Below are 12,179 nucleotides of genomic sequence, written 5' to 3'. Positions count from 1 at the left end.
GACCAATGAAAAAGACTGCCGTACTTGCTACGTCCCTTGCCGCCGTTTTCGCCGCCACGCTGCTGACAACGCCCGCGCTTGCCGACGATTTTCCATCCGCCATTACGGTGAGCGGCGAAGCCAACATCTCCGCGGCGCCTGATCTCGCGCAGATCGACGCCGGCGTCGCCAACGACGCCAAGACGGCGAAGGAAGCGTCCGACGCCAACAACGCCGCGATGGGCAAGGTGCTGCTGGCGTTGAAGGGCGCCGGCATTGCCGAGAAGGATTACCAGACCTCGCGGCTGTCGCTGCAACCGCAATACGGCCAGAACAAATCCACCGGCGCATCCCCGGTGGTCGGCTTCCGCGCCAGCAACCGTGTCACCGTAAAAATTCGCGACGTGACCAAGGTCGCCACCATCATCGACACGCTGGTCGGCGCCGGCGCCAACGACATCGGCAACATCTCGTTCGAGGTGACGCAAGCCTCGAAGCTGCTCGACGACGCGCGCGAGCAGGCGGTCGTGGACGCCCGCCGCAAGGCCGAGATCTACGCCAAGGCCACCGGCGTGACGCTGGGCGCTCCGCTCAGCGTCACCGAGGGCGGCGGCCCGGTGCCGCTATTCAAGGGGCGGATGGCAACAGCGCCGATGGCAGCGCCGCAAGCCGCGGTTGCGCCCGGCGAGGAGACGCTGTCGGTGACGGTGACTGTGAGCTGGGCGATCAAGGCGAAAGAGCAATAGGTCTCGTGTCCCGGACGCGCTGCAGCGTGAAACGCTGCTGCGCAGAGCCGGGACCCAGCAAGCTACTCGGCACATCGCGGCGGCATGGGCCCCGGCTCTGCAGCGCACCGCTGAAGTAGCGCTGCGCTGCGTCCGGGGCACGAGCGGTGTGCGTGGCGAGACCTAAATCTCCACCACCTGCCCCGGCTGCATCGCCACGAACCGCTCCTGCGGAAGCTTCGCAGCATCCAGCGCCTCGAGCAGCGCCTTGGCCGGCGCGTCGATCGCCTCATCCGTGAGCTGGAACGTGCCGTGGTGATGCCCGAGCGCGGCCTCGGCGCCGCAATCGCGCAGCGCCTTCACGGCGTCCTCCGGGTTCATGTGCTGATCGCGCATGAACCAGCGCGGCTCGTAGGCGCCGATGGGAAGGATGGCGAGGCGCAGCTTGCCGTGCTTCTCTGCGACACGGCGAAAGTGCCGGCCATCGCCATAACCGGAATCGCAGACGACGTAGATTTTCCCGGCCGGCGTCTCCAATACAAAACTCGCCCACAGCGCCTTGTTGCGATCGAACATGCCGCGCGCCGTCCAATGCCGGGTCGGCACCAGGTGCACGGCGATGCCGCCGCCGAGCTCGACGCGATCATGCCAGTCGAAGGCCTCCACCTTGATCGTGGAATCCCAGCTGCGCATCGTCACGTCGTTGCCGAGCGGGGTGACCACGCGCGGAGCAAAATTCTTGGTGAGCCGCGACAGCGTCGCGATGTCGAGATGATCGTAATGGCCGTGCGAGACCAGCACGACATCGATCTTCGGCAGCTTCTCGAAGGCGATGCCGGGATCGTTGTGCCGCTTCGGCCCGGCCCAGGCGACCGGCGAGACCCGCGTCGACCAGACGGGGTCGACCAGGATGTTGAGGCCGCCGGTCTGGATCAGCCAGCTGGCATGCCCGACGAAGGAGAGCCGCACCTTGTCGCCATCGACCCGCGCCGGCGGCGTGTCGGCATGGGGGCTGGGGGCCCAGTCGGGCCAGGTGGCGCGCTGCCGCTTGCCGCCGAGCTGCCAACGCAGCACCTCCCGCAGCGATTTCGGCGGCGCGCCGTCCGGATCGAAGAAGTTCAGACCGTCGAAATGGTCGGAGGCGGGACCGTCATAGGTTTTCATGCGGGACATCCAGAGGGACGGGACACCGACCAGAGCGCCAGCCCCGGCAAGCAGCCCGAAAACGCGGCGGCGGGTGATCGGCACAGGTTGGCTTCAGGACTGGTGGCGGAGGTAAGTCATCACCTTCTATATGGGCGGGCCCAAAGGAAAAGGAACCGACGGTCAAAAGCGACGTATTTTCAGAACCTTACCTTGGCAGAGGCATTCCCGCGCCCTAACTTTCCTTGACTTTTGGGCGTGAGCGGCGTTTAACCCCGCCACTTTCTCGGAAAGGCTTTCTTTTCGACCCGCCGACTGGTCCTCGAGGCCAGAGGTCAACGCCCGACAGCGCTGTGCGCCCTCGGGCGTAAAGGTGTTTGGACGATTGCTTATCCAAGGAAGTGGTCATCGCCCGACTCGATCGGGCGATCCAGTATCCCAGAGGCGGCTCGGCTGGAACCGAGATGCCGCGGCGTACTGGATGCCCCGGTCAAGCCGGGGCCTGACAGCGGTGAGTAACGGAGCGCTCTTCCCGTCGGGAAGACAGCAACAGGACAACGGCATTGTTCGACAATCTGTCGGAACGGCTTGGCGGAATTCTCGATCGTCTGACGGGGCGCGGGGCGCTGACCGAGAAGGACGTCGATGCCGCGATGCGCGAGGTGCGCCGCGCGCTGCTGGAGGCCGACGTCGCGCTTGAAGTGGTGCGCGGCTTTACCGAGCGCGTGCGCGAGCAGGCGATCGGCGCCACCGTCGTCAAGTCGGTCACCCCCGGCCAGATGGTCGTCAAGATCGTCCATGACGAGCTGATCAACACGCTCGGCGCCGAAAGCCAGACCATCGACGTCAATTCCGTGCCGCCGGTGCCGATCATGATGGTCGGCCTGCAGGGCTCGGGTAAGACGACCACCACCGCAAAGCTCGCCCGCCGTCTGGTCCAGCGCGACAAGCGCAAGGTGCTGATGGCCTCGCTCGACGTCTACCGTCCGGCGGCGATGGAGCAGCTGGCCGTGCTCGGCCGCTACCTCGACATTCCGACGCTGCCGATCGTGGCGGGACAGCAGCCGCCGCAGATTGCCAAGCGCGCGCTGGAAGCTGGCAAGCTCGGCGGGTACGACATCGTGCTGCTCGACACCGCCGGCCGCACCACGCTCGACGAAGACATGATGGCGGAAGCCGCCGCGATCAAAGCCGCGGCCAATCCGCATGAAGTGCTGCTGGTCGCCGACAGCCTCACCGGTCAGGACGCCGTGAATCTCGCGCGCGCGTTCGATCAGCGCGTCGGCCTCACCGGCATCGTGCTGACACGAGTTGACGGCGACGGCCGCGGCGGTGCGGCGCTGTCGATGCGCGCGGTCACCGGCAAGCCGATCAAGCTGATCGGCACCGGTGAAAAGACCGATGCGCTGGAAGACTTCCACCCCGATCGTATTGCCGGCCGCATCCTCGGCATGGGCGACGTGGTGTCGCTGGTCGAACGTGCCGCCGCCAATATCGACGCCGAAAAGGCCGCACGCACCGCCGAGCGCATGCGCAAGGGTCAGTTCGACCTCAACGATATGCGCGAGCAGCTGCTGCAGATGGCCAGCATGGGCGGCATCAGCGGGCTGATGGGCATGATGCCCGGTATCGCCAAGATGAAGAACCAGATCGCGGCGGCCGGCATCGACGACAAGATTTTGAAGCGCCAGGTCGCGGTGATCGACTCCATGACGCGCGACGAGCGCCGTCATCCCGATTTGCTCAAGGCCAGCCGCAAGAAGCGTATCGCTGCAGGGTCCGGCCAGAGCGTCGAGCAGGTCAACAAGCTGCTCAAGATGCACCGGAACATGGCCGACGTGATGAAGGCGATGGGCTCGGGCAAGCGCGGCCCGCTCGCCGGCATCGCGCAGGCCATGGGCTTTGGCGGCGGCATGAAGCCGCCCTCGCCGGAAGAGATGAAGGCCCTGCAGGAGAAGATGCAGAGCGGCGGCGGGCAGGGTCTGCCCAATTTGCCGAAGGATTTGCCTGCCGGCTTGCGTCAGGGCCTGCCGAATGTGCCGGGGCTCACGGGCCTCAGCGGAAAGCCGATGCTGCCGGGCCTCGGCGGTTTTCCCGGCAAGAAGAAATGAGGAATTCGTCGCACGGGATCGCACTGGTCCCGCGCAACGCGAAAATACCGATCAACCGAACAAACCGTACTTTGCAAACCGTACTTCGAAGGAGAACTGAATGTCCGTCGTTATCCGCCTCGCCCGCGCAGGCACCAAGAAGCGTCCCGTCTATCACGTCGTCGTCGCCGACTCGCGCTTCCCGCGCGATGGCCGCTTCATCGAGCGTCTCGGCTATTTTAACCCGCTGCTGCCGAAGGACAACGAGACTCGCCTGAAGCTCGACATGGACAAGGTGAAGGCCTGGCTTGCCAAGGGCGCGCAGCCGTCCGACCGCGTGGCGCGTTTCCTCGACGCTGCCGGCGTCAAGAAGCGCGAAGCGCGCAACAATCCCGAGAAGGCCGTGCCGCGCAAGGAGCGCAAGGCGCAGGCCGAAGCCGCCGCGAAGGGCTAAGGCTAGAACATGTCGGCGCTGGTCTGCGTCGCGCGGATCGGCGCCGCGCATGGTGTGCGCGGTGCGGTCAAACTGTGGACCTTCACCGAGGATCCCTTTGCCGTCAGGCGCTACGGTCCGCTGCTGTCCAAGGACGGCAAGCGCCAGTTCGAGGTCGCAACGGCGCGCGAGGCCAGGGATCATCTGGTCGCGACGTTCAAGGGCGTCACGACCCGCGATGAGGCCGAGCGCCTCAACGGCATCGAGCTTTACGTCGCGCGCGAAAAACTGCCCGCGACCGATGCGGACGAATATTACCACACCGATCTGATCGGGCTCGCCGCCGTCACCACGGAGGGCGACGCGCTCGGCCGCGTGCTCGCGATCCACAATTTCGGCGCCGGCGACATCATCGAAATCGCGCCGCCCAAGGGCACGACGATGCTGCTGCCGTTCACGAACGCAGTGGTGCCTGAGGTCGATCTCAAAGGCGGCCGCGTCGTGATCGCGCTGCCGCAGGAGATCGAGGGCGACGACGCTCCCTCGGCGGGTCCCCGCGAACGCGGGGACCCATAACCACGGGCCGTGGTTTTTGGCTAAGCTGATTGCGATGGCAAACCCCTCACCCTGGCGCGCGACGGTGCTGACGCTGTTTCCGGAGATGTTTCCGGGGCCGCTCGGCGTGAGCCTGGCCGGCCGGGCGCTGGCCTCCGGGCTCTGGGAGATCGAGGCGCGGGACATAAGGGCGTCCGCCACCGACCGCCATCGCAGCGTCGACGACACCCCGGCCGGCGGCGGGCCGGGCATGGTGCTGCGGGCGGATGTTCTGGCGGCGGCCATCGATGCCGCCGAGATCGCCCCTGAGCGGCCGCGCCTGCTGATGAGCCCGCGCGGTCGGCCATTGACCCAGGCCCGCGTCACAGAGCTCGCCCAGGGCCCCGGCCCCCTGATCATCTGCGGGCGGTTCGAGGGGATCGACCAGCGGGTGATCGACGGGCGGGGCCTGGAGGAGGTCTCGATCGGCGATTACGTGCTGTCCGGGGGCGAAATCGCCGCTTTGGCTCTGATCGACGCCTGCGTCCGGCTGCTGCCGGGCGTGATGGGCAAGGAGGCCTCGGGAACCGAGGAAAGCTTCTCCGATGGCCTGCTCGAATACCCCCAATACACCCGCCCGCAGCTGTTCGAGGGGGCCCCGATTCCGGAGATCCTGACCTCCGGCGACCACGCCAAGGTGGCCAGCTGGCGGCGGGCGCAGTCCGAGGCCCTGACGGCGGCCCGGCGGCCCGATTTGTGGGCCCAAATCCCACCCAAGCCGGCGAATCGCGCCGGTCGCCAAAAAACACCAAAAAACAAGACAGACGGGTGACAAACGCTCCGGCTTGCCTTATAGGAGCGGCCAAATCCGCAATGGCTGGATAGACGAATTTTGCGCAGCCCCCCGTTTCCAGGGCTGGGCGCGCCGATGGAGATTTACCCATGAACCTGATCAAGCAGCTCGAGCAAGAGCAATTCGACAAGCTGTCCGCCGGCAAGGACATTCCGGAATTCGGTCCCGGCGACACCGTGATCGTCAACGTGAAGGTCGTCGAAGGCGACCGCACCCGCGTGCAGGCCTATGAAGGCGTCTGCATCGGCCGTTCCGGCGGTGGCCTCAACGAGAGCTTCACCGTTCGCAAGATCTCCTACGGCGAGGGCGTGGAGCGCGTGTTCCCGGTGATGTCGCCGATGATCGACTCGATCAAGGTGGTGCGCCGCGGCAAGGTGCGTCGCGCCAAGCTCTATTACCTCCGCAGCCTTCGCGGCAAGTCGGCCCGCATCGTCGAGAAGACCGAGCACGCCAAGGCCGTCAACGAGTAGGCTCCGCCATCAGGCAAGTTTTCGAAAGCGCGGGGCTCGGCTCCGCGCTTTTTTGTTTTGCTCACCGTCATTGCGAGGAACTCTGGCGACGAAGCAATCCAGACTGTCTGCGCGGGCGCATTCCTGGATTGCTTCGCGGAGCCTGTCATCGGGCCGCGCTACGCGCGGACCCGGTGGCTCGCAATGACGAACTTGAAGCCCTCGCGCTTTTACCGCTGCATGCTATATAGCTTCTAGAATGTTTCCAGATCCGACCAGCCTTGCCCCCGTCAAGCGCATCGTCATCGACGATCGCTCGCGGCTGCCTGGCCGGTTCTTCGGACGCTTCGCGACCTCGGCAACGTCAGAGCTTACGCGCGCAGCCTAAAAGCTGCGCTGACGATTTTGTTGCCCGCGCGCCGCGCGCGCCTATCCGCTGACACAACATTCTTTCGGAGCTCAAGCTCATGTCCAAGCCGACCACATTGTACGACAAGATCTGGAACGACCATCTGGTGCACGAGGCCGAGGACGGCACCTGCCTGCTCTATATCGATCGCCATCTGGTGCACGAGGTGACCTCACCGCAGGCGTTCGAAGGCCTGCGCGCGACGGGGCGCAAGGTGCACGCGCCGGAAAAGACGCTCGCCGTCGTCGACCACAACGTGCCGACGACCGATCGCACCAAGCCGAATCCCGATCCTGAAAGCATCGAGCAGATCAAGGCGCTGGCCGAGAACGCCAAGGAATTCGGCATCGAATATTACAACGAGTTCGACAAGCGCCAGGGTGTCGTCCACGTCATCGGTCCCGAGCAAGGCTTCACCCTGCCCGGCACCACCATCGTCTGCGGTGACAGCCACACCTCGACGCATGGCGCGTTCGGCGCGCTCGCGCACGGCATCGGCACCTCCGAAGTCGAGCACGTGCTGGCGACGCAGACGCTGATCCAGAAGAAGGCCAAGAACATGCGCGTCACCGTCGATGGCAAATTGCCGGACGGCGTGACCGGCAAGGACATCATCCTGGCCATCATCGGCGAGATCGGCACCGCGGGCGGCACCGGCTACGTGCTGGAATACGCCGGCGACGCCATCCGCGCGCTCAGCATGGAAGGCCGCATGACGGTCTGCAACATGTCGATCGAAGGCGGCGCCCGCGCCGGCCTGGTTGCGCCCGACCAGAAGGCGTTCGACTTCCTGCGCGGCCGCCCCAAGGCGCCGAAGGGCGCGGACTGGGACGCCGCGATGCGCTACTGGGAGAAGCTGCGCTCCGACGAGGGCGCGCATTTCGACAACGAGCTGCGCCTCGATGCCGCCAAGCTGCCGCCGATCGTGACCTGGGGCACTTCGCCTGAGGACGTCATCTCGGTGACCGGCATCGTGCCCGATCCCGACCAGATCGCGGACGAGGCCAAGCGTCTCTCCAAGCATCGCGCGCTGAAGTACATGGGCCTGACCGCGGGTACGAAGATCACCGACATCAAGGTCGACCGCATCTTCATCGGCTCCTGCACCAACGGCCGCATCGAAGATCTGCGCGCGGCGGCAAAGATTGCTGAAGGCAAGACCGTCTCGGCGCATGTCAACGCCATGGTCGTGCCGGGCTCCGGCATCGTGAAGGAGCAGGCCGAGGCCGAGGGTCTGGACAAGATCTTCCTCAAGGCCGGCTTCGAATGGCGCGAGCCGGGCTGCTCGATGTGCCTTGCGATGAACCCGGACAAGCTGGCTCCGGAAGAGCGCTGCGCCTCGACCTCGAATCGCAACTTCGAGGGCCGCCAGGGCTTCAAGGGCCGCACCCATCTGGTGTCGCCGGCGATGGCGGCAGCGGCGGCGATCGCGGGTCACTTCGTCGACGTCAGGGACTGGCGCTAAGCCACTGCCTGCAATTGTAGCGATCGCGGCAAACCGCCGTTAAACGATCGCCTGACACTCTCGTCCTCGCGAGGTTTTCGCGAGGACGCGCCATGGCCAACAAGCCCGAATATGTCGACCTGATCAGCGAGGCCACGCGCCAGCACCGCCGGCGCGCGCCGCGCTTGCACATCGTCGCCAAGCCCGGGGTCGAGGAGACCTCGAAGCTCAGCCGCTGGCCGCCTGCGATGTTCAAGCAGTGGAAGGTCGAGACCCTGATGCGGTGGAAATCGGCGTCGTGGAAGCTGAAGGATTGGCTGTAGCCGCCGGATAGACAAAGGGCGCCGCTAAGGCGCCCTTTTCACTTTGGTCGTGCTTACCAATACCGATACGGATGGTGCCAGCGATGCCAACGGCAGATCCGGCGCGGGCCGTAATAGGTCCAGATGACCCGGCAGCGGCGCGGATAGTGGTAGTAGGGATAGTAGCCGCCGACATAATAGCGCCGGTGGAAGTGGCGATGGCCGAAATGGGGACGATAGCCCCAGTGGCGGTGATAGCCGCCATAATGACGGAATCCGCCGTAGCGAATGCCGCCGCCGTGGAAGGCCGGCCCGGCGCGGAAGCCGCCGCCATGAAAGCCGCCGCCGCGGAAGCCGCCGAAATGTCCGCCGCCACCGCGGAAGCCACCGCCGCCGTGAAAATGTCCGCCACCACCATGCCCACCGCCGCCGTGCCGGACCTGCGTGACGAGGTCGTCGGCCGCAGCTTTCGTCGCAGGTGACGTCGCCGGATTGATCAAGCTCAGCGCTTCAGCACGATGCGCGCTCCCGGCCGACAGCATCAGCGTCGCCGCAGCCGCAATCCCGAGCAGGCGCATCGGGCCTGCCCGGAGACCCAAACTCCTCAGCATGGACTTCTCCCTGAATTTGGACAGCGGAGTGGCGATGCTCGTTCCCGGCCCGCGTCATCCCTGTTCAATTGCAGTCGCTCCCGGGGTTAAATTGCGGACAGCGATGTGAACGCGCCATGAATGAACGAGGCGGGCGCCGCGCTGCGGCGCTGTGCCGCTACGGGAAGGAAGTTTTGAGATGACCGTCTACGCGATTGCACAATTGAAGATGACCGACCGCGCGGCCTACGATCGCTATCAGGCGCGGTTCTTCGATGTGTTCAAGAAGTACAATGGGCGGCTGCTCGCTGCCGATGAGCGGCCGCGCGTGCTCGAAGGGGCGTGGCCGCACGACAAGCTGGTCATGATGTCGTTTCCGGACGAGACCGCCTTCCTCGCCTTCTCGAACTCACCCGACTATGAGGAGATTTCGCGCGACCGCAAGGCGGGCGCGCAGGCGACCGTATTACTGGTCAAGGGATTTGCGCCCGCCGGCTAGGACGTCACCAGAACGGCCCGTAGCCGAACACGAAGGGCGCGGGCACGCTGTAGGGATAGGGACGATAGTGGACCGGCCGCGCGTAATAGCGGGGATCATGGCGCACGACGGGCCGCGCAATATGTTGGATTCGCGCGTGTCGTCGCACATCGAAAACCGCGATCCCGGCCGAGGCCTCCGGAATCGTCACCCTCGGTGCCGCGGACGCGTAGGGCAGGCCGGCGGCAAGCGCGACGGCAACGGACCATGCAATCCATCTCGCCGTGACGATCCCTTGGGGCATCAGCCGGGGCGCCAGTAGCAGCTCATGCGCGGCACGATCACTGTGCCGCTGGGCCGGAATTCCTGCACATAGGTCGCGTTGCATTCGCGGACCGCATTGGGACCCGGATTGTAGCGCGGATAGACGCCGTCAGGGCTGTAATAGGGCGTGACGCGCAAGCGCGGCGGTCGCTTGCGCGGTGGCGGGGCATCAGGCGGGGCTGCCTGGGCGAGGCGAATCTCGGGGCCGGCGGTCTGGGCCTCGGCGCCAACGCAAAATGGCGAAAACAACCCCATGCACAGTAGCGTCAGCGCTGTTTTCGCTCGCATTTTTCCGCCCACCTGAAACGTCCCGTTCGAGGCCCACGCTCCCCGTTTTGGCGGCGCCCGTCAACCTCGCTGCGCTTTATAAAGCGGGATGCATCAGCGGGAAACCCGCGCTAAGAGAGCCCCATGTGGACGGAATTGAAAGCGCCCTCGCTGGCCGAGATGGAAGCGACGGCACACGAGATCTTCGAGCGCCTGCCGGCGGAATTTCGTAGGCTGTGCGAGGGCGTGATCCTCCGCGTCGACGACTTCCCGACCGAGGAGGTCCTGGACGAGATGGAATGCGAGAGCGAGTTCGACCTGCTCGGCCTGTTCCAGGGTGTCGGCCTGCCGCAGCAGAGCCTTGGCGACGTGGCGCGGCTGCCCAACATGGTCTGGCTCTACCGCCGGCCGATCCTGGATTACTGGGCCGAGCACGACGAGAGCCTCGGCCATATCGTCCGCCACGTCCTGATCCACGAGATCGGCCACCATTTTGGCCTGTCGGACGACGATATGGCGGCGATTGAGGCAAAGGCAGAGTAGACCCGCCCAATTCGGCCTAGGATTCCGGCCCCGATCGCGATAAATACCTGTTCCCCTAGACCCATCCGGGAAAGCGCAACCATGGACAAGTTCACCACGCTGGAAGGCGTCGCGGCGCCGCTGAAGATCATCAATGTCGACACCGACATGATCATTCCGAAGCAGTACCTCAAGACCATCAAGCGTACCGGCCTTGGCAAGGGGCTCTTCTCCGAGCAGCGCTACAAGGATGACGGCAGCGAGAATCCGGACTTCGTTCTCAACCAGCCCGCCTATCGCAATGCCAGGGTGCTGGTCGCCGGCGACAATTTCGGCTGCGGCTCGAGCCGCGAGCATGCGCCCTGGGCGCTGCTCGACTTCGGCATCCGCTGCGTGATCTCGACCTCGTTCGGCGACATCTTCTACAACAACTGCTTCAAGAACGGCATTCTGCCGATCCGCGTCAGCCAGGAAGACCTCGACAAGCTGTTCGACGATGCCGAGCGCGGCGCCAATGCGACGCTGACGATCGACCTGCCGAACCAGGAGATCCGCGGCCCTGACGGCGGCAAGGTCAAGTTCGAGATCGACCCGTTCCGCAAGCACTGCCTGATCAACGGCCTCGACGACATCGGCCTGACGATGGAGAAGAAGTCCTCGATCGACACCTATGAGGACAAGCTCAAGCGCGAACGCGCCTGGGCCTAATACCTGTTTTTCGTTCGAGCCCCGGTGCCGCAAGCGCCGGGGCTTTTTCTTTGCCCTGCTTGTCCTTATAGCTCGCTGATGCTGCCCGAGATCGTCACCTTCTGGCATGGCCCGATGGACGCACTGCGCCAGACCTGTCTGCGCTCGCAGCTGGCGGCCGGCCACAAGGTCACCGTCTACAGCTTCGATACCATTCCCGGCCTGCCCTCAGGCGTCGCCAACGCGGATGCCGAAGCGATCCTGCCGCATGCGTTCTCCGAACGCTTGCGGCCACCGCAACCGGATGGAAGCTGGCGCGACTGGACCACGCTGCAGTTCAGCGATTTCTTCCGCATGAAGCTGATGGCGAAGAATCTCGGCCTCTGGCTCGACGCCGACGTGCTGCTCTTGAAGCCGGTCGATGTCGATCCGGCAAAGCCCTACTTTGCCTGGGAGCGGCCACGCCAGCTCGGCAATTCCGTGATCTACCTGCCGCCCGGGCACGGCATCGTTGCCGCCTTCGAGGAGCTGATGGAGCAGGAGGAGCTGACGCCGAACTGGCTGTCGGTCCGCCATCGCATCACCTTCATGATGCGCCGCCTGCGCGGCGGCTCAAGCCGTCTCTCGGATATCCGTGTCGCAATCTTCGGGCCCGCAGCACTCACCGCGCTCGCGCGCCGTACCGGCGAGCTCGCCTGCGCGCTGCCGAAGCAATCGTTCTACGCCGTGCATGCGGAACCAAAACTGTTCTTCGATCCCTCGAGCTATCTCGGCCTCGTCACCAACCCCGAGATCATCGGCCTGCACATCTCGCCAAAGGGCCGCGGTGGCGAGAAGCCAATTCCGGGCAGCCTGTATGCCTGGGCGGCGGAGCGGTTTCCGTAACTCTCGTGCCCCGGACGCAGCGCAGCACCCCTTGGTGGTGCGCTGCTGAGCCGGGGCCCAGCACG

General features: G+C 65.3%; 16 protein-coding genes. 12 read left to right on the top strand and 4 right to left on the bottom strand.

Features of this window, described 5'->3' with window-relative positions; all coding sequences use genetic code 11:
* Window positions 1-5 precede the first annotated feature (5 nt).
* Window positions 6-725: an SIMPL domain-containing protein gene (locus tag RAD10_RS35370; RefSeq protein WP_461621057.1), complete on the top strand. Its 720-nt coding sequence runs from the start codon at window positions 6-8 to the stop codon at window positions 723-725.
* Window positions 726-887: 162 nt separating this feature from the next.
* Here the strand turns inward: RAD10_RS35370 and RAD10_RS35365 are convergent, their stop codons facing one another.
* A complete protein-coding gene (locus RAD10_RS35365; protein ID WP_461621056.1) occupies window positions 888-1,952 on the bottom strand; it encodes an MBL fold metallo-hydrolase in 1,065 nt (354 codons plus the stop codon).
* A 458-nt stretch (window positions 1,953-2,410) separates the two neighbouring features.
* Here RAD10_RS35365 and ffh point away from each other — a divergent pair, with 458 nt between their 5' ends.
* The 7 genes from ffh (at window position 2,411) to RAD10_RS35330 (ending at window position 8,382) form a co-directional block, all read left to right on the top strand.
* Window positions 2,411-3,958 (top strand): signal recognition particle protein, encoded by a 1,548-nt coding sequence (ffh, locus tag RAD10_RS35360; protein WP_461621055.1) that lies wholly within the window; start codon window positions 2,411-2,413, stop codon window positions 3,956-3,958.
* Window positions 3,959-4,058: 100 nt separating this feature from the next.
* Window positions 4,059-4,391 carry a 30S ribosomal protein S16 gene (gene rpsP, locus RAD10_RS35355; protein ID WP_008133080.1) on the top strand — a complete coding sequence of 111 codons (333 nt, stop codon included), beginning with the start codon at window positions 4,059-4,061 and terminating at the stop codon, window positions 4,389-4,391.
* Window positions 4,392-4,400: 9 nt separating this feature from the next.
* Complete coding sequence (gene rimM / locus RAD10_RS35350) at window positions 4,401-4,946, top strand: ribosome maturation factor RimM (protein WP_461621054.1); 546 nt, start codon at window positions 4,401-4,403, stop codon at window positions 4,944-4,946.
* 34 nt (window positions 4,947-4,980) lie between these two features.
* Complete coding sequence (gene trmD, locus RAD10_RS35345; protein WP_461621111.1) at window positions 4,981-5,736, top strand: tRNA (guanosine(37)-N1)-methyltransferase TrmD; 756 nt, start codon at window positions 4,981-4,983, stop codon at window positions 5,734-5,736.
* Between the two features lie 110 nt (window positions 5,737-5,846).
* On the top strand, window positions 5,847-6,227 hold the full coding sequence (gene rplS, locus RAD10_RS35340) for a 50S ribosomal protein L19 (protein ID WP_097660627.1): 381 nt from the start codon (window positions 5,847-5,849) through the stop codon (window positions 6,225-6,227).
* A gap of 446 nt (window positions 6,228-6,673) precedes the next feature.
* Entirely contained in the window at window positions 6,674-8,080 is a 1,407-nt protein-coding gene (leuC, locus tag RAD10_RS35335) for a 3-isopropylmalate dehydratase large subunit (RefSeq protein ID WP_461621053.1), read from the top strand.
* Between the two features lie 92 nt (window positions 8,081-8,172).
* Window positions 8,173-8,382 (top strand): hypothetical protein, encoded by a 210-nt coding sequence (locus RAD10_RS35330; protein WP_461621052.1) that lies wholly within the window; start codon window positions 8,173-8,175, stop codon window positions 8,380-8,382.
* 53 nt (window positions 8,383-8,435) lie between these two features.
* Here the strand turns inward: RAD10_RS35330 and RAD10_RS35325 are convergent, their stop codons facing one another.
* Entirely contained in the window at window positions 8,436-8,972 is a 537-nt protein-coding gene (locus RAD10_RS35325) for a hypothetical protein (protein ID WP_461621051.1), read from the bottom strand.
* 178 nt (window positions 8,973-9,150) lie between these two features.
* Between RAD10_RS35325 and RAD10_RS35320 the strand changes: the two genes are divergently transcribed.
* A complete protein-coding gene (locus RAD10_RS35320) occupies window positions 9,151-9,450 on the top strand; it encodes a DUF1330 domain-containing protein (RefSeq protein ID WP_461621050.1) in 300 nt (99 codons plus the stop codon).
* Window positions 9,451-9,454: 4 nt separating this feature from the next.
* Here the strand turns inward: RAD10_RS35320 and RAD10_RS35315 are convergent, their stop codons facing one another.
* Both RAD10_RS35315 and RAD10_RS35310 read right to left on the bottom strand, forming a co-directional pair.
* Window positions 9,455-9,733: a hypothetical protein gene (locus tag RAD10_RS35315; RefSeq protein WP_461621049.1), complete on the bottom strand. Its 279-nt coding sequence runs from the start codon at window positions 9,731-9,733 to the stop codon at window positions 9,455-9,457.
* On the bottom strand, window positions 9,733-10,008 hold the full coding sequence (locus tag RAD10_RS35310) for a hypothetical protein (RefSeq protein ID WP_018318910.1): 276 nt from the start codon (window positions 10,006-10,008) through the stop codon (window positions 9,733-9,735). The genes RAD10_RS35315 and RAD10_RS35310 overlap by 1 nt, the downstream gene beginning before the upstream one ends.
* Before the next feature lie 156 nt (window positions 10,009-10,164).
* Here RAD10_RS35310 and RAD10_RS35305 point away from each other — a divergent pair, with 156 nt between their 5' ends.
* From RAD10_RS35305 to RAD10_RS35295, 3 genes are all read left to right on the top strand, one after another.
* The gene (locus RAD10_RS35305) at window positions 10,165-10,563 is read left to right on the top strand and encodes a metallopeptidase family protein (protein ID WP_461621048.1); all 399 of its coding nucleotides are present in this window, start codon (window positions 10,165-10,167) and stop codon (window positions 10,561-10,563) included.
* A gap of 81 nt (window positions 10,564-10,644) precedes the next feature.
* On the top strand, window positions 10,645-11,250 hold the full coding sequence (gene leuD, locus RAD10_RS35300) for a 3-isopropylmalate dehydratase small subunit (RefSeq protein ID WP_104465435.1): 606 nt from the start codon (window positions 10,645-10,647) through the stop codon (window positions 11,248-11,250).
* Window positions 11,251-11,328: 78 nt separating this feature from the next.
* A complete protein-coding gene (locus RAD10_RS35295) occupies window positions 11,329-12,114 on the top strand; it encodes a glycosyltransferase family 32 protein (RefSeq protein ID WP_461621047.1) in 786 nt (261 codons plus the stop codon).
* The last annotated feature ends 65 nt before the right edge of the window (window positions 12,115-12,179 follow it).

It is taken from the genome of Bradyrhizobium sp. 23AC (genome assembly GCF_054863025.1).
The sequence above is the reverse complement of the archived record's forward strand: the minus strand, read 5'-3'. Positions and strand labels throughout refer to the sequence as shown.